The sequence below is a fragment of the Flavobacterium nitrogenifigens genome, from assembly GCF_003254565.1.
Classification (GTDB): Bacteria; Bacteroidota; Bacteroidia; order Flavobacteriales; family Flavobacteriaceae; genus Flavobacterium; species Flavobacterium nitrogenifigens.
In genome coordinates this window covers 247,491-264,350 of the sequence record NZ_QJRI01000179.1, presented here as the reverse complement: position 1 = coordinate 264,350, position 16,860 = coordinate 247,491, and the positions used below count along the sequence as shown (strand labels likewise).

The following is a 16,860-nucleotide window of genomic DNA, read 5'->3' as shown; positions in this document are numbered from 1 at the left end:
CAAGTTATTATAGTTTCATGTTCAGCAACGTGAAACTTTAAACCTGAAACTAAAAAAACAAAATAAGAGATGAAAGTAACCATAGACGGTCAAAGTATAGACGTAGAACCAGGAACAACGATCCTGCAGGCTGCACGTATGATTGGTGGAGATTTAGTTCCGCCTGCCATGTGCTATTACTCAAAATTAAAAGGCAGCGGCGGTAAATGTCGTTGTTGTTTAGTTGAAGTTTCTAAAGGTAGTGAAGCTGACCCACGACCAATGCCAAAATTAATGGCATCTTGCGTAACAGGATGTATGGATGGTATGGAAGTGAACAGTAAATCGTCTGCAAGAGTAACTGAAGCCCGTAAATCTGTAACAGAATTTTTATTAATCAATCACCCATTAGATTGCCCTATTTGTGATCAGGCTGGTGAATGTGATTTACAGAATTTAAGTTTTGAGCACGGGAATCCGAAATCACGTTACATCGAAGAAAAGAGAACATTTGAACCAGAAGATATTGGTCCAAATATTCAACTTCACATGAACCGTTGTATCTTATGCCAAAGATGTGTACAAGTTGCAGATCAATTGACAGACAACAGAGTTCACGGAGTATTAGACCGTGGTGATCACGCTAATATTTCAACTGGAATTTCTAAAGCAATCGACAATGAGTTCTCTGGAAACATGATTGACGTTTGTCCTGTTGGAGCTTTAACAGATAAAACTTTCCGTTTTAAATCAAGAGTTTGGTTTAATAAACCTTATAACGCGCACAGAGAATGTACAACTCCTGGCTGTTGCGGTAAAACTACAGTTTGGATGTTTGGTGGAGAAATTCAGCGTGTAACTGGTCGTAAAGACGAGTACCATGAAGTAGAAGAATTCATCTGCAACAGCTGTCGTTTTGATCATAAAAATGTTAATGACTGGGTTATTGAAGGTCCAAGAGAATTTGAAAAAGATTCTGTTATCAACCAAAACAACTACACTCAGAAATTAGAGAAAGTTGAAATCGATACTGAGAAAAATATCCTTTTAGGTCGAGATATTGACCGTAAAAAAATTAGTATGGCAGCGATTCCATTAACTGATAATGATAAAAAAGTTTAAGAAATGGAAAGTGCATTTATTATAGAAAAGAGTGTTGTAATTGTTGTCGTTTTTGCGGTAACAATGATCATGGCAATGTATTCTACTTGGGCAGAGCGTAAAGTTGCTGCTTTCTTACAAGATCGTGTGGGACCAAACCGCGCTGGATGGGGAGGTTTATTACAGCCACTTGCAGATGGTATGAAATTATTCTCTAAAGAAGAATTTTTCCCAAATACACCAAACAAATTTTTATTCGTTGTAGGTCCGGCAATTGCAATGAGTACAGCTTTAATGACAAGTGCTGTAATTCCGTGGGGAGATCGTTTACACCTTTTTGGACGAGACATTATTCTTCAGGCTACAGATGTCAACATTGCTATTTTATACATTTTTGGAGTTCTTTCTGTTGGAGTTTACGGCATCATGATTGGTGGATGGGCTTCTAACAATAAATTCTCTTTGATGGGAGCTATCCGTGCTGCTTCTCAAATGGTTTCTTACGAAGTTGCAATGGGATTATCAATAATTGCTTTATTGATGATGACTGGAACAATGAGTTTAAAAGAAATCTCATTACAGCAGCAAGGTATGAACTGGAATGTATTTTATCAGCCATTATCATTCTTGATTTTCTTAATCTGTTCATTTGCAGAAACAAACAGAACTCCTTTCGATTTAGCAGAATGTGAAAACGAATTAATTGGAGGTTACCATACAGAATACTCGTCAATGAAAATGGGATTCTATTTATTTGCTGAATATGCAAGTATGTTCATCTCTTCTACTATTATTTCTGTTTTATTCTTTGGCGGATATAACTACCCAGGAATGCAATGGATGGTAGAAAATGTTGGTGTAAATACAGCTAACCTATTAGGAATTGGAGCATTATTTATAAAAATATGTTTCTTCATTTTCTTCTATATGTGGGTACGTTGGACAATTCCAAGATTTAGATATGACCAATTAATGAACTTAGGATGGAGAATTTTAATCCCGCTTTCGATTATTAATATCATGATTACAGGTGTTGTTATTTTAAGACACGATATTGCAGCAGCTTTAGGATTCTAAGAACCGTAATAAGCTTCAAATAAAAAACAAAATAGATTTTGAATTTGATTAATATCAAATTGCAAATCATAAACTATAATAGTAAAAATGTCAATAGAAACTATATCATTATCGGGTAGAAAAAAGGTGGTGTCAAATAAGGACATGTCTTTTGTTGAACGATTGTATCTTGTGGCGATTGTAAAAGGTCTAGTTATTACTGTAAAACACCTTTTCAGAAAAAAAGTTACCATTCATTACCCAGAACAGGTTCGTGAAATGAGTCCAGTTTACCGTGGTCAGCACATGTTGAAACGTGATGAACAAGGTCGTGAAAACTGTACTGCTTGCGGATTATGTGCTTTATCATGTCCTGCAGAAGCAATCACAATGAAAGCGGCAGAACGTAAGCCTGATGAAAAACATCTATATAGAGAAGAGAAATACGCTGAAATCTACGAAATCAATATGCTTCGTTGTATTTTCTGCGGTTTATGTGAAGAAGCTTGTCCAAAAGACGCTATTTACTTAACAGAATCTAAAGTATTGGTTCCTGCTAATTACAATAGAGAAGATTTCATTTTCGGGAAAGATAAATTAGTGATGCCTTTAGAAATGGCTATGAAAAATGCTCAACTTAAAAACGCTAACTAAATGATACATATTCCTGATTTTGCACACGCAACAACTATTCAAGTTATCTTTTGCTTTTTAGCGTTTATTACCGTTATTACTGCTTTCTTGACTATTTTCAGCAGAAACCCGATTCATAGTGCCATCTACTTGGTAATTTGTTTCTTTTCTATTGCTGGTCATTATTTACTATTAAATTCTCAGTTCTTAGCTGTTGTACATATAATAGTCTACTCCGGAGCTATTATGATTCTGTTCCTGTTTACCATCATGTTAATGAACCTGAACGAACAGCGAGAAGTTCACCGTCCTAGAATTACACGTTTAGGGGCTATTGTATCTTTCTGTTTAATATTGATTGTTTTAATTGCAATCTTTATTAACTCAAAACCAATTGTTGGTGAATACGATTCTACTGGAGAAGATTTCCAATCAATTAAAGTTTTAGGTAAAATCTTATTGGACGAATATATGGTTCCGTTCGAGTTTGCTTCGATCTTACTTTTGGTTGCTATGATTGGAACAGTTCTATTGTCTAAAAAAGAAAAATTAAATAAATAATGGGTAATATATTAAATCAAATAGGTATTGAAAACTACATCTTTTTGAGTGTTGTACTTTTCTGTATTGGTATTTTTGGTGTATTGTACAGACGAAATGCTATTATCGTTTTCATGTCTATCGAAATTATGTTGAATGCGGTAAACCTTTTATTTGTTGCTTTTTCAACTTATCATCAAGATGCGCAAGGACAAGTTTTTGTGTTCTTCTCGATGGCGGTTGCTGCAGCCGAAGTTGCGGTAGGATTGGCCATTTTAGTTTCTATCTTTAGAAATATCGGATCAATCAGTATCGATAATTTAAAAAATTTAAAAGGATAATCAGAAATGGATACCAATTTAGCTTTAATTTTAGTTTTAACTCCTTTACTAGGTTTTCTAGTAAATGTCTTTTTTGGAAAAAGCTTAGGAAAAACAGTTTCTGGTGCAATCGGAACTATTGCCGTAGCAATTTCTTTTGTAGTTTCTCTTTTACTTTTTAATCAAATAACTTCAACTGGAAAAGGAATTGAAGTTACTTTATTTGATTGGATTCAAATTAGCAACTTAAAAATCAATCTTGGATTTTTATTAGATCAATTATCTGTTCTTTGGTTACTTTTCGTAACTGGAATCGGATCTTTGATTCACTTATACTCTATCAGTTACATGCATGATGACGAAAACATGCACAAATTCTTCGCTTACCTGAATTTGTTCGTTTTCTTTATGATTACTCTTGTAATTGGAAGCAACTTATTAGTTCTTTTCATCGGATGGGAAGGTGTTGGACTTTGTTCTTACCTATTAATTGGATTTTGGCATAAAAACCAAGATTACAATGATGCTGCGAAAAAAGCTTTCATCATGAACAGAATTGGAGATTTAGGTTTATTAATCGGAATGTTCATCATTGGATCAATGTTTTCAACATTAGATTATGCAACTTTAAAAACTGCAATTGCTGGTGCTACTAACTTAAATTTACCTTTACTTTCTTTAGCTGCTTTATGCTTGTTTATTGGAGCTTGTGGTAAATCTGCTCAGATTCCATTGTACACTTGGTTACCTGATGCGATGGCTGGACCAACTCCAGTTTCTGCGTTGATCCACGCGGCTACGATGGTTACTGCTGGTATCTTTATGGTAACAAGATTAAACTTTGTTTTTGACCTTGCAACAGATGTTCAATCTGTAATTGCAATTATTGGAGCAATCACTTCATTAGTTGCTGCTACCATTGGATTAGTTCAAACTGATATCAAAAAAGTATTGGCTTACTCAACAGTTTCTCAATTAGGTTTAATGTTCTTAGCATTAGGATTTGGAGCTTATGAAGTAGCGGTTTTCCACGTAATCACGCACGCTTTCTTTAAAGCATGTTTATTCTTAGGTTCTGGATCTGTAATTCACGGATTACACGGAGAACAAGATATGCGTAATATGGGAGGTTTGCGTAAAGCAATGCCAATCACATTCTGGACAATGTTAATTTCTTCATTAGCCATTTCTGGAGTTCCATTCTTCTCAGGATTCTTTTCTAAAGACGAAATTTTATTGACAGCTTTCCACCACAGTATTCCATTATACGTTGTTGGATCGGTTGCTTCAATCATGACAGCTTTCTATATGTTCCGTTTAATGTTCCTGACTTTCTTCAAAGAATTTAGAGGAACTGAAGAACAAAAACATCACTTACACGAAAGTGGTTCATTAATTACTATTCCGCTTATCATCTTAGCTATTTTGGCAACTTTTGGTGGATTAATTAGTTTACCTGGAAACAGCTGGTTAAATGAGTACCTTGCTCCTCTTTTTGCAAAAGCAACAGAAGGCGAACATCATTTAGGCCCAACAGAATACACTTTAATGGGTGTTGCAGTTCTAGGCGGATTACTAGGAATTTTAATTGCTTACATAAAATACTTTAAACAAGATAATGTTCCAGAATCTGATGAAAACATTACTGGTTTAAGCAAAGTGTTATACAACAAATATTATGTAGACGAAGTTTACGATGCAGTATTTGTAGCGCCAGTTAATAGTTTATCTAAATTCTTTAGAGACTATATCGAGACAGGATTATCTGCACTTGTTTTTGGATTAGGTAAAATAGCAAACGAAATTGCTTTCCAAGGAAAAAAATTACAAACCGGAAGTATAGGATTATATCTATTTGTTTTTGTTTTAGGACTTTGCGCAATTGTTTCCTATATATTTTTAGCTCAATAATATTATTACTATGAACGTTTCTACTATATTAATTATACTTTTAATTGGTGCATTTGCCACTTACTTTTCTGGTGACAAACTAGCTTCAAAAGTTGCTTTACTTTTTAGTTTAGCTGCTTTAGGATGTTCAATTGTATTATTGAATAATTATAATGCTGGCGAAAATATCAGCGTAATCAACAGCTGGATTACACAGCCAAAAATTTCTTTCGCTTTAAATGCTGACGGACTTGGACTTGCAATGGTTTTACTTACTGCAGCTTTGACTCCGATTATTATATTTTCTTCTTTCGGAAATGAATACAAAAATTCAAAAAACTTTTATGCTTTGATCTTGTTTATGTCGTTTGCTATGACAGGAACTTTCTTAGCTTCTGATGGTCTTTTATACTACATTTTCTGGGAGTTAGCACTTATTCCAATCTACTTTATTGCTTTAATTTGGGGTAATGGTGATGCTGAAGAACGAAGAAAAGCAGTGATTAAATTCTTTATTTACACACTTGCTGGTTCCTTATTCATGCTAACAGCTTTCATTTATTTATACCAAAAAGCAGGTTCTTTCTTAATTGAAGATTTATATAAAGTAAACTTATCGGCTTGCGAGCAATTCTGGATTTTCTTGGCTTTCTTCTTAGCTTATGCTATCAAAATTCCAATCATTCCTTTTCATACTTGGCAAGCAAATGTGTACCAAAAAGCACCAACAGTTGGAACAATGCTTTTATCTGGTATCATGCTAAAAATGGGATTATATAGTGTACTTCGTTGGCAATTGCCACTTGCGCCAATCGCAGCTAAAGAATACATGTATATCTTTATCGCTTTAGGAATTGCAGGTGTTATCTACGGATCAATTGTTGCTTTAAGACAAAAAGATCTAAAGAAATTATTAGCTTATTCTTCTCTTGCTCACGTTGGATTAATCGCTGCTGGATCATATACTTTAACTCTAGATGGTTTTAGAGGTGCTGTTATGCAAATGATCGCTCACGGTTTTGTTGTAGTGGGATTATTCTTTGCTGCTGAAGTAATTTTCAGAAGATATGAAACTAGAGAAATTGAAGAAATGGGCGGTATCCGTGCTCAGTCTCCAAAATTTACATCGATGTTTTTAATCTTAGTATTAGCTTCTGTTGCGTTACCAAGTACATTTAACTTTGTTGGAGAATTTACAGTATTATACAGTTTATCTCAAGTAAATATTTGGTTTGCTATTCTTGGCGGAACGACAATTATTTTGGGAGCTTACTATATGTTAAGAATGTTCCAACATGTTATGTTAGGCGAAACTAATTCTAAAGCTTTTGCTGATGTTACGCTTAACGAAGGAATTTCGTTTGCGGTAATCATTGCTGTTTTATTATTCTTTGGTTTCTATCCAAAACCAATTACAGATTTGATTACACCAAGCTTGGAAAACATTTTACAAGTTATCAATAAGAACTAATATTTTAAACAAAAAATAAATTAGGATTACAATTAAAATGAAATCCTAAATCAAAAAGATAAAAATGAATACATTAATAGCTATAACAGGATTGGGTATTTTCTGCCTATTGTTTGAAATTCTTAATTTAAGAAAGGCCATTATTCCTATTACCATTTTAGGTTTATTAGGGGTGTTGGCACTTAATTATTGTGAATTTGGAACAGAACAAAGTTATTACAACAACATGATAGCAGTAAGTAAATTCTCTACAGCTTTTTCATCATTGTTTATTGTTTTGACCATTTTCCTTGTAGCATTAAGCCACAATTTTTACCAAAATCACCCAACAAAAATCTCAGATTACGTTGCAATTAAAGTATTCTTGCTAGCTGGAGCTGTAGCTATGGTTTCTTTTGGAAACTTAGCCATGTTCTTCTTAGGAATTGAAATCTTGTCTATTGCTTTATATGTTTTAGCGGCAAGTGACCGTTTGAATATAAAGAGTAACGAAGCGGGTATGAAATACTTCTTAATGGGATCTTTTGCATCTGGAATTATTTTATTCGGAATCTGTTTGATTTACGGAGCAATGGGAACTTTTGATATAACTGAAATCCACGAAAGCGCTTTATCTGCAGAATTACCAATCTGGTTTCCTATTGGTTTGATTTTAATGATTATCGGAATGTTATTTAAAGTTGCAGCTGTACCTTTCCACTTCTGGGCTCCAGACGTGTACGAAGGTTCTCCAGCTTTAACAACAGCTTTGATGAGTACTTTAGCAAAAGTAGTGGCTATTGCGACTCTATTTAAGTTGATTTCTGGAATGAATGTAATTGCTTCTTTAGAAAACCAAGACCTTTTACATACGTTTGAAGTTATTGTAGTAATTATCTCTATCGCTTCAATGTCTGTTGGTAATATTATGGCGTTAAGACAAGTAAACGTAAAACGTATGCTTGCTTTCTCTGGAATTTCTCATGCAGGTTTCATGTTAATGACATTATTAACGGTTTCTGCTTCAGCTGGAGTTTTATTATATTATACTGCTGCTTACGCATTAGCTGGAATCGCAGCTTTCAGTGTAATTTTATATGTTTGCAGAGATCAGGATAACGAAGATATTACAAACTTCCACGGTTTAGGAAAAACAAACCCGCTATTGGCTGCTGTTCTTACAGCTTCATTATTGTCAATGGCCGGAATTCCTATTTTCTCTGGGTTCTTTGCTAAGTTATTCTTATTCAACCAAACAATTCAGGCAGGATATATTGGTTTAGTAATTGTTGCTGTAATCAATTCAATCATTAGTGTTGGATATTATTTCAAACTGATTATTGCAATGTATTCTAAAGAACCTAATCAAGAAAGAACAGGAAGACCATTTCTTATTTATGCTACAGCTGTAGTATCAATAGTTTTAAACATTGCTTTAGGTTTATTCCCTTCATTAGTTTTAGATTTATTGAAATAATAGAGTCTTTCTCTTAAAATACAAAATCCATCAAATAAGTTTTGATGGATTTTTTTATATTCTAAAATTAAGAAGAGAAATTCATGTTAAAAAATTCTTTCCAACAATTGCACTTCAAAAAATCTCCATATATTTGAATTCAATTAAATGTATTAAAATATGAACTTTAATTCAAAAAATCCATTTTTAAACAGTAAGCGTTTTTCATCTAATGCTGAACCAAGAACAGAAGTACACCAAGCTCAGATTATTGATTACAATCAAGAAATGACGGTATCTGGAACAATTAACAAAACAGCAATCTTATTTCTAATCTTATGCGGTGCTGCTATGGTAACATGGTGGATGACTTTTAACGGAATGAATCCTATGCTGCCTACAATTGGAGGAGCAATTGTTGGTTTCATTTTAGTATTAGTTTCTTCTTTCAAACCACAGTTATCTCCTTACCTAGCGCCAGGATATGCTTTATTTGAAGGATTATTTATAGGAGGTATTTCTGCAATATTTGAATTAAAATTTCCTGGAATCGTAATTAATGCAGTTGGAGCAACTTTGGTTACTTTCTTAGTTTGCCTTGGTTTATACAAATTTAGAATTGTTAAAGTTACAGAACAATTCAAATCTGTTGTCGTTGCTGCAACCTTGGCAATTGCTACCTATTATTTAATTTCTTGGGTTGTATCAATGTTTACAAACTGGACGCCTGTTCATTACGGAAATTCTATGATGAGTATTGGTATCAGTGTTTTTGTTATCATCATAGCTGCTCTTAACCTTTTCTTAGATTTTGATTTAATTGAAAAAGGAGCAAGAGAAAAAATGCCAAAATTTATGGAATGGTATGGAGCAATGGGATTAATGATTACATTAGTTTGGTTGTATATTGAATTCCTAAGACTTTTGTCAAAACTTTCTAGTAAAGATTAAATTTCTTAAATATAAAATCGAAGCCCTTTTGAGTAAAATCAAAAGGGCTTTTTTGTTCCTATAGATTAATTTTTGAGTTTATATTCAAAATTCTAATTAAATCTTCTAAGAATAATCTGTTATTCAAAATGATAAAAGAATCTATTTCCTACAAAATTTAAAATGTAATTTATTGTAATAAAAAAAAATATAAAATCTCAATCTTCATTTTGTTTAAACTTTTAGAATTGTTAAAAGCGAGAAAAATACGGCTTTCCTTACTCAATATAGAATATGCAATAAATTACAATTCGTGCAATTAATTACATTTTTAATATTTTAAAAGCAAAATTTTTTATGTATCCTCTATTTTTTATTAAAAAAATTATAGTATTAAAAATTAATATATAATTTTGTGTAATCGATTACAATTAAACCACTTGGGATCGTAAGTAAAAAACCACTTACTTATTTTATTAACTATCTTAAACAAACCTTATGAAGAAAAACCTACTTTTCGTGGCTGTCTTTCTAATGACAGTTCAATTATGGGCCCAAACTATCCAAATCAATGAAGCTTCTGGCTGGTTGGAATCTGCTTTTGTAAAATGGCAACCAGTTAGCGGTGCCCAAACCTACAATGTGTATTACACAGGTAACGGATTTACAGACCAAAAAATAGATGACCAGCTTATTAGAAGTTATGGCTCTTACTTTCGCGCCGACATTCCTGGCCTTAAAGCTGGAACATACATCGTAAAGGTAAAACCCGTTGTAAATGGCACAGAAGGAACCGGAGCTACAACAGGAAATCTAACTGTAACCGCTCACGACAGAAACGGATTTGCTTTTGATGGCGGTCGTGTACCTGGAGGATACAAAGCAGACGGAACCCCAAAAGACAATGCTGTAATCCTTTACATTACACAAAACACCAAAAACACAATTTCCATGAATATTACGGGTGCAAGTGTAAATCCTTGCATTGGTTTACAAAATATTCTTTACGCTATCAAGAAAGGAAAAGATACACGTCCGTTCATTATTCGTTTAATCGGAAACATTACCGATATGACAGTTATGGATGGTGGCGACGTTGTTATTGAAAACGCGAACAATGCTTCAAGCTATGTTACCATTGAAGGTATTGGTGACGACGCTGTTGCAAATGGATGGGGCGTTAGATTGAAATCGGCTTCAAACATAGAAGTAAGCAATCTTGGATTTATGAACTGTAATAGTACTGCAGGAGATAACGTAGGAATGCAACAGGATAATGACCACGTATGGGTGCACAACTGTGATTTATTCTACGGAAATGCAGGAAGCGATGCTGACCAAATAAAAGGCGATGGAGCATTAGACAATAAAACTTCAACTTATATCACATTATCATACAACCACTTCTGGGATAATGGAAAAGCAAGTCTTTTGGGTTTAAGCGAAGGAACAACTTCTGGGCTTTACATTACGTATCACCACAACTGGTTTGATCACTCTGATTCACGCCATCCTCGTGTACGCTATTACTCAGCTCACATTTACAACAACTATTATGACGGAGTTTCAAAATATGGAGCAGGATCAACATTAGGGTCGTCTCTTTTCGTTGAAGGAAATTATTATAGAAACAGCAAACACCCAATGTTAACTTCGCTTCAAGGATCAGACATTTGGGATGAAGCTAATCAAGTGAATAATGCTGGAACAATGGGAACCTTCTCTGGTGAAGCTGGAGGAAGCATTAAAGCATACAATAATACTTTTGACGCTTCTAACGGAACAAATAATATGCGTTTTGTAGCTTACAATGACCCTAATCCGTTGTACAATATCTCAGGAAAAATAAGCTCTACAACAGATTTTGATGCTTATGTGGCTTCTACAAGAGGAGAAGTGGTAAGCAGTGCTGTTAAATCTAAATCGGGCGCTAATGTTTACAACAACTTCGATACAGATGCTAATTTGTATGTGAAAAATCTAACTATAGATACTCCAGCGGATGCAAAAACAAAAACTACTCAATATGCAGGACGTATTTCTGGAGGAGATTTGAAATGGACATTCAACAACGCTACAGATGATACTTCTTCTTTAGTTATTACAGCATTAAAATCAGCCCTTACAAATTATACCGGAAATTTAGTTTCAGTACAAGGTGAAGGAAATCCTCCTTCTGGATCACAAACTTTAACTTTGACTTCTGCTTCAAACAACAATCAAACTGTTGTGAGCGGTACTGCAATTTCATCAATAGTATTTACATGGGGCGGAGATGCAACTGATGCAACCGTAACAGGATTACCTGCTTCTGGCTTATCTTTTGTAAAAAATGCAACAGCAAAAACTATCACTATTTCAGGTACGCCAACGGCAACAGTTTCGTACTCCATTGCAACTTCTGGAACTATTGGTTCCCCAGCTACTGGTTCTGGAACTGTAACAGTAACTCCAGCTGGAACGCAAACATTAACTTCATCTGGGAATAATAGCCAAACTGTTTCTTCTGGAACTGCTATTGCTTCAATTGTGTTTACTTGGGGCGGAAACGCTACAGATGCATCTGTAACTGGATTACCTGCTTCTGGATTGTCTTTTGTAAAAAATACAACTGCAAAGACTATAACTATCACTGGAACTCCAACTGCAAATGTTTCTTATACTGTAACAACTTCTGGAACAGCTGGAACGCCAGTATCTGCATCAGGAACAATAACAGTTACTACAGGTTCAGGTGGAGGATCTGAATTACATAATTTTACTACATCTGGTAAAACAAGTACATTCTACTCTATTACAGGAAATATGAATTCAACTCCAGGTTCTGTAACTTACAATGGACTAACACTTACTGAGCGTCTAAAAATAGAATCAAGCACATCAATAACATACACTACGACTAGTGCATCTACATTGACTTTGGTTTTCGATTCAAGTTTTGCGGGTACAATCAAAGTTGATAACGTTTCGTACACAGCATCTGCAGGTATCGTAACAGCTTCAATTGCTGCTGGTTCTCATACTATAACTAAAGGATCTGTTGCCAACTTATTCTACATCAGCACGGTTTACAGCGGAAGCACTTCAAGAATGGCTGTTACAACTGAAACTGCTGCAAAAGAAAGCACAGAAACTTCACAAATAATCTTATATCCGAATCCAGTTTCAAGCACTTTATACTTATCAGACCCAGAACAGAAAGTACAAAAAGTACTTATCTATAACATTTCTGGAAATCTAGTGATCAATTCTGGAAATTCTCAAAACATTGACACAAGTGGCTTAATTCCTGGAACTTATCTAGCAAAAATTTACACTGTCGATGGGTCACTTAATCAAACATTAATTAAAAAATAAAAACTAATTTAACTTAAAAAGGCTTCCAAATTTGGAAGCCTTTTTTATATCAAATAATATCAATTACAAATCAAATTTAATTCCCTGCGCAAGTGGAAGATTTGTTGTATAATTGATTGTATTGGTTTGACGTCTCATGTAAATTTTCCAAGCATCAGAACCTGATTCACGTCCGCCGCCTGTTTCTTTTTCACCACCAAAAGCACCTCCGATTTCAGCACCAGAAGTTCCAATATTTACGTTTGCAATTCCGCAATCAGAACCTGTAGCAGATAAAAATCTTTCAGCTTCACGCAAATTATTCGTCATAATTGCAGATGACAATCCTTGCGCAACACCATTTTGAATTTCAATGGCATTTTCTACTTCACCAGAATATTTAATTAAATATAAAACTGGAGCAAAAGTTTCATGCTGTACAATTTCAAACGAATTTTCAGCTTCAGCAATTGCAGGTTTTACATAACAGCCACTTTCATAACCTTCACCAGATAATACTCCTCCTTCTACAAGAATTTTTCCGCCTTCAGCTACAACTTTATTTAAAGCCGCGGCGTACATTTCAACAGCGTGAGTATCAATTAGCGGTCCTACATGATTGTTTTCGTCAAGCGGATTTCCGATTCGTAACTGTTTGTAAGCTGCCACTAAAGCATCTTTTACTTTATCATAAATACTTTCGTGAATAATCAGTCTTCTAGTTGAAGTACAACGTTGTCCAGCTGTTCCAACAGCGCCAAAAACAGCTCCAATAACGGTCATTTTAATATCGGCATCTGGAGTTACAATAATAGCATTGTTTCCTCCTAATTCTAATAATGATTTGCCTAATCTTCCTGCCACAGTCTGAGCAACAATTTTTCCCATTCTAGTTGAACCTGTTGCAGAAATAAGCGGAATACGAGTATCTGCGGTCAACAATTCTCCTATTTTATAATCTCCGTTTATTAAACACGAAATTCCTTCTGGAAGATTGTTTTCTTTTATAACCTGAGCGATGATATTCTGGCAGGCAATACCGCAAAGAGGTGTTTTTTCAGAAGGTTTCCAAACACAGACATCACCAGAAATCCACGCTAAAGCTGTGTTCCAAGACCAAACGGCAACCGGGAAGTTAAACGCCGAAATAATTCCGACAATTCCTAACGGATGGTATTGTTCGTACATTCTATGCCCTGGTCTTTCAGAATGCATGGTTAATCCATGCAATTGACGAGATAAACCAACTGCAAAATCACAGATATCAATCATTTCCTGAACTTCTCCAAAACCTTCCTGCAATGATTTTCCCATTTCGTAAGAAACCAGTTTCCCAAGCGCTTCTTTATTCTGGCGCAATTTTTCTCCAAACTGACGTACAATTTCACCTCGCTGTGGCGCTGGAATCAATCTAAAAGTTTTAAACGCCTCCGCTGCTGTCTGAATTGCTTTTTCATAATCTGCTGCCGTTGACATTTTTACCGAAGCAATTAGTTTTCCGTCAACAGGCGAATAACTTTCTAAAATTTCTCCAGAAGAAAAGTTATTAATTCCTGTTGATGTTCCTTCATTTATTGTCTTGATGCCCAATTTATCAAGAGCTTCCTTCATTCCAGATTGCGATGTTATTGTTGTCATTGTAACTTTCTTAGTTAAAATTGTTATATTTTTATGTAAAGATATTGTTTTAGAATTAATTTCCCATTGAAGTTAATTCATAAATGAACGTAAATTTAAGCTTATTTTATAGTATTAACAGAAACGAAACCTCAATATTGAATTTATTTAATGAAATTTGCATTACTTAAAATTAAAAATATGACCGCTTATACTAGGCTTTTCCTTTGTTTTCTTTTAATAACAACCAATATCTTTTCTCAAAAAACAAAAACCTCTTTTTCTGTAGTTCCATTAGGTGTAATGGGCGGTATTGACGAAAAAAATCTCTCTGCTTATTTAATCGCTCCAGCCAACACAACTGATTATATCTGCCTTGACGCTGGAACCGTAAACGCAGGAATTGAAAAAGCTATTGAGAAGAAAACTTTTAAAGTTTCTACAAGTGAGGTTTTACGAAAACACATCAAAGGATATTTAATCTCTCACGCACATTTAGATCATGTTTCGGGTTTGATTATTAATTCTCCTGCCGATTCTTCTAAAACAGTTTATGCTACAAATAAGTGTATGGAAATGATGGAAAACCATTATTTCAACGATCAGACTTGGGCTAATTTTGGAGACGCAGGGCCAGGATTTCCTTTAAAAAAATACCATTTTCAGACTTTAAATTTGGAAGAAGAAACTTCTTTGACGAATACCAAAATGACAGTTAAAGCATTTTCGCTAAGTCATGTTAACCCATTTGAAAGTACTGCTTTCTTAATTAAAAATGAAAATGACTATGCCTTATATTTAGGAGACACAGGACCAGATGAAGTAGAAAAAAGCAATAATCTTCGCGATTTATGGACCGCAGTTGCTCCATTGGTTAAAGCCAAAAAATTGAAAGGAATTTTTATTGAAGTTTCGTTTCCAAATGAACAGCCAGATAAATTTCTATTTGGTCACTTAACTCCTAAATATTTATTGAAAGAACTTCATGTTCTAGAGAATTTAGCTGGAAAAGGTTCTCTTGAAAACTTTAAAATTATTATCACACATTTGAAACCGCCTGCAAAGAATATTGCTAAAATAAAAGAGCAGTTAAAAGCTCAAAATGATTTAAGATTGAAGATTATTTATCCTGAGCAGGGGAAAAAACTTGAATTATAGAAAATACAATTTGTAAGTTATTTTTTATATTTTAGCCAGATAAATTATATTAAATGGAAATTGTTTGGTCAAAAAAAGCAAAATATAACTTTTACTCTATTCGAAATTATTTAGAATTATATTGGTCACCATTAATAGCAGAAAAATTTATTCTCGATGTATTAAGAGTAAATAAGTTATTAGAAAAAAATCCTCAAATAGGAAAATATAGGGATGATTTAGAATGCCGGGAAATAGTAATCTCAAAACATATTACTTTATATTATGCAATAAAAGAAAATCAAATAAAACTGATTGCTTTTTGGAATAATCGCCAACGACCTTTAAATCCTTATGATTTGTAAATCTATATAAGTTTTTTACTTCTTAATTCTGCCAGCATTTCTTCATGAGTAATAAAATCTCCATTTTCGAGATCACGTTTACCCTGCTCGATTTCCTCTTTTAATTCTAATCTAAAGTTTTCTTCTGGAGAAAGAATTTTAGCAATAGAAAGCATTTCATCGGCAGAAAAAGTTTGAGTCTTTAACTTACGATAGAACGTTGGACTTGGAATACCAACTTGCTCAATAATATAGCTTTTTTTAAAGGGTGATTTGTTCATTAAACTCTCAATATTATCGACAATATTTTTATATGCAATTATTTCTTGTATCATTTTTGATATATTTATGAGTTATTTGTAATACAAATATACTTCAAAAATGATACAATCTTCTTTTTTAGCGTTAAAAAAATAACCCAACAAGCTTACAATAGTTGTTGGGTTATTTTTTATATGTAATAAACATTATTTCTTCATTTCTTCGCCACAAACCTCGGATCAGTTTCCATAACGGTTCCACAATTATCACAGGTTCTTAATTCTTCTGAATTGTAGAAATGTTCAAAATGAGGTAGAAAGTCTTTCTCAATGTTATGAAGTTCAAAATACACTTCATACAATTTATGATTGCAGTTATCGCAATGCCAAAGCAAACCATCTGTAAAACCTTGTCCAGCGCGTTTTCTTTCTATAACAAGTCCTATTGAACCTTCTGAGCGAACAGGAGAATGAGGCACTTTTGCAGGATGCAGATACATATCACCTGCATTTAATTCCATTTCTTTACGCTGGCCATCTTCCTGAATTACCACTTTTATACTTCCTTCTAACTGATAAAAAAGCTCTTCTGTTTCGTTATAATGATAATCTTTTCGTGCATTAGGTCCCGCCACAACCATTACAATATAATCACCAGAATCTACGTAGAGATTTTTATTTCCAACAGGCGGTTTAAGTAAATGACGATTTTCGTCAATCCATTTAGTTAAGTTGAAAGGTTTTGCTATAGCCATTTTTTTAATTCTAATTTATGAAAAGCTAAGATAATGAAATTGTAGAGACGCACCGC

At 34.0% G+C, this 16,860-nt stretch carries 15 protein-coding genes; 12 read left to right on the top strand and 3 right to left on the bottom strand.

All coding sequences use genetic code 11. The annotated features are described in order from the left end of the window. The first annotated feature begins 69 nt into the window (after window positions 1–69). The 10 genes from DM397_RS18355 (at window position 70) to DM397_RS18310 (ending at window position 12,712) form a co-directional block, all read left to right on the top strand. Window positions 70–1,101 (top strand): 2Fe-2S iron-sulfur cluster-binding protein, encoded by a 1,032-nt coding sequence (locus DM397_RS18355; protein WP_111378915.1) that lies wholly within the window; start codon window positions 70–72, stop codon window positions 1,099–1,101. Window positions 1,102–1,104: 3 nt separating this feature from the next. Continuing rightward, window positions 1,105–2,157: an NADH-quinone oxidoreductase subunit NuoH gene (gene nuoH, locus DM397_RS18350; protein ID WP_111368849.1), complete on the top strand. Its 1,053-nt coding sequence runs from the start codon at window positions 1,105–1,107 to the stop codon at window positions 2,155–2,157. An 87-nt stretch (window positions 2,158–2,244) separates the two neighbouring features. Beyond that, entirely contained in the window at window positions 2,245–2,790 is a 546-nt protein-coding gene (locus DM397_RS18345; protein ID WP_111368848.1) for a NuoI/complex I 23 kDa subunit family protein, read from the top strand. Continuing rightward, window positions 2,791–3,330, top strand: coding sequence for an NADH-quinone oxidoreductase subunit J family protein (locus tag DM397_RS18340; protein ID WP_066033069.1), 540 nt, complete (start codon window positions 2,791–2,793; stop codon window positions 3,328–3,330). Then, window positions 3,330–3,650: an NADH-quinone oxidoreductase subunit NuoK gene (gene nuoK / locus DM397_RS18335; protein ID WP_008466103.1), complete on the top strand. Its 321-nt coding sequence runs from the start codon at window positions 3,330–3,332 to the stop codon at window positions 3,648–3,650. The genes DM397_RS18340 and nuoK overlap by 1 nt, the downstream gene beginning before the upstream one ends. A gap of 6 nt (window positions 3,651–3,656) precedes the next feature. Further along, complete coding sequence (nuoL, locus tag DM397_RS18330) at window positions 3,657–5,540, top strand: NADH-quinone oxidoreductase subunit L (RefSeq protein ID WP_111378914.1); 1,884 nt, start codon at window positions 3,657–3,659, stop codon at window positions 5,538–5,540. Between the two features lie 10 nt (window positions 5,541–5,550). Continuing rightward, window positions 5,551–6,990 carry a complex I subunit 4 family protein gene (locus tag DM397_RS18325; protein WP_111378913.1) on the top strand — a complete coding sequence of 480 codons (1,440 nt, stop codon included), beginning with the start codon at window positions 5,551–5,553 and terminating at the stop codon, window positions 6,988–6,990. A gap of 64 nt (window positions 6,991–7,054) precedes the next feature. Next, a complete protein-coding gene (locus DM397_RS18320; RefSeq protein ID WP_111378912.1) occupies window positions 7,055–8,446 on the top strand; it encodes an NADH-quinone oxidoreductase subunit N in 1,392 nt (463 codons plus the stop codon). A gap of 159 nt (window positions 8,447–8,605) precedes the next feature. After that, a complete protein-coding gene (locus tag DM397_RS18315; RefSeq protein WP_111378911.1) occupies window positions 8,606–9,376 on the top strand; it encodes a Bax inhibitor-1/YccA family protein in 771 nt (256 codons plus the stop codon). A gap of 477 nt (window positions 9,377–9,853) precedes the next feature. Then, a complete protein-coding gene (locus DM397_RS18310) occupies window positions 9,854–12,712 on the top strand; it encodes a pectate lyase family protein (protein WP_111378910.1) in 2,859 nt (952 codons plus the stop codon). 63 nt (window positions 12,713–12,775) lie between these two features. Here DM397_RS18310 and amaB read toward each other — a convergent pair whose 3' ends face one another. Further along, window positions 12,776–14,329, bottom strand: coding sequence for an L-piperidine-6-carboxylate dehydrogenase (gene amaB, locus DM397_RS18305; protein ID WP_111378909.1), 1,554 nt, complete (start codon window positions 14,327–14,329; stop codon window positions 12,776–12,778). A gap of 180 nt (window positions 14,330–14,509) precedes the next feature. Here amaB and DM397_RS18300 point away from each other — a divergent pair, with 180 nt between their 5' ends. Beyond that, complete coding sequence (locus DM397_RS18300; RefSeq protein ID WP_167511656.1) at window positions 14,510–15,466, top strand: MBL fold metallo-hydrolase; 957 nt, start codon at window positions 14,510–14,512, stop codon at window positions 15,464–15,466. A gap of 53 nt (window positions 15,467–15,519) precedes the next feature. Further along, on the top strand, window positions 15,520–15,810 hold the full coding sequence (locus DM397_RS18295; RefSeq protein WP_091128809.1) for a type II toxin-antitoxin system RelE/ParE family toxin: 291 nt from the start codon (window positions 15,520–15,522) through the stop codon (window positions 15,808–15,810). A gap of 2 nt (window positions 15,811–15,812) precedes the next feature. Here DM397_RS18295 and DM397_RS18290 read toward each other — a convergent pair whose 3' ends face one another. Further along, a complete protein-coding gene (locus tag DM397_RS18290) occupies window positions 15,813–16,124 on the bottom strand; it encodes a hypothetical protein (protein WP_091128812.1) in 312 nt (103 codons plus the stop codon). Window positions 16,125–16,264: 140 nt separating this feature from the next. Next, a complete protein-coding gene (locus tag DM397_RS18285) occupies window positions 16,265–16,804 on the bottom strand; it encodes a 3-hydroxyanthranilate 3,4-dioxygenase (RefSeq protein WP_111378907.1) in 540 nt (179 codons plus the stop codon). Window positions 16,805–16,860 lie beyond the last annotated feature (56 nt).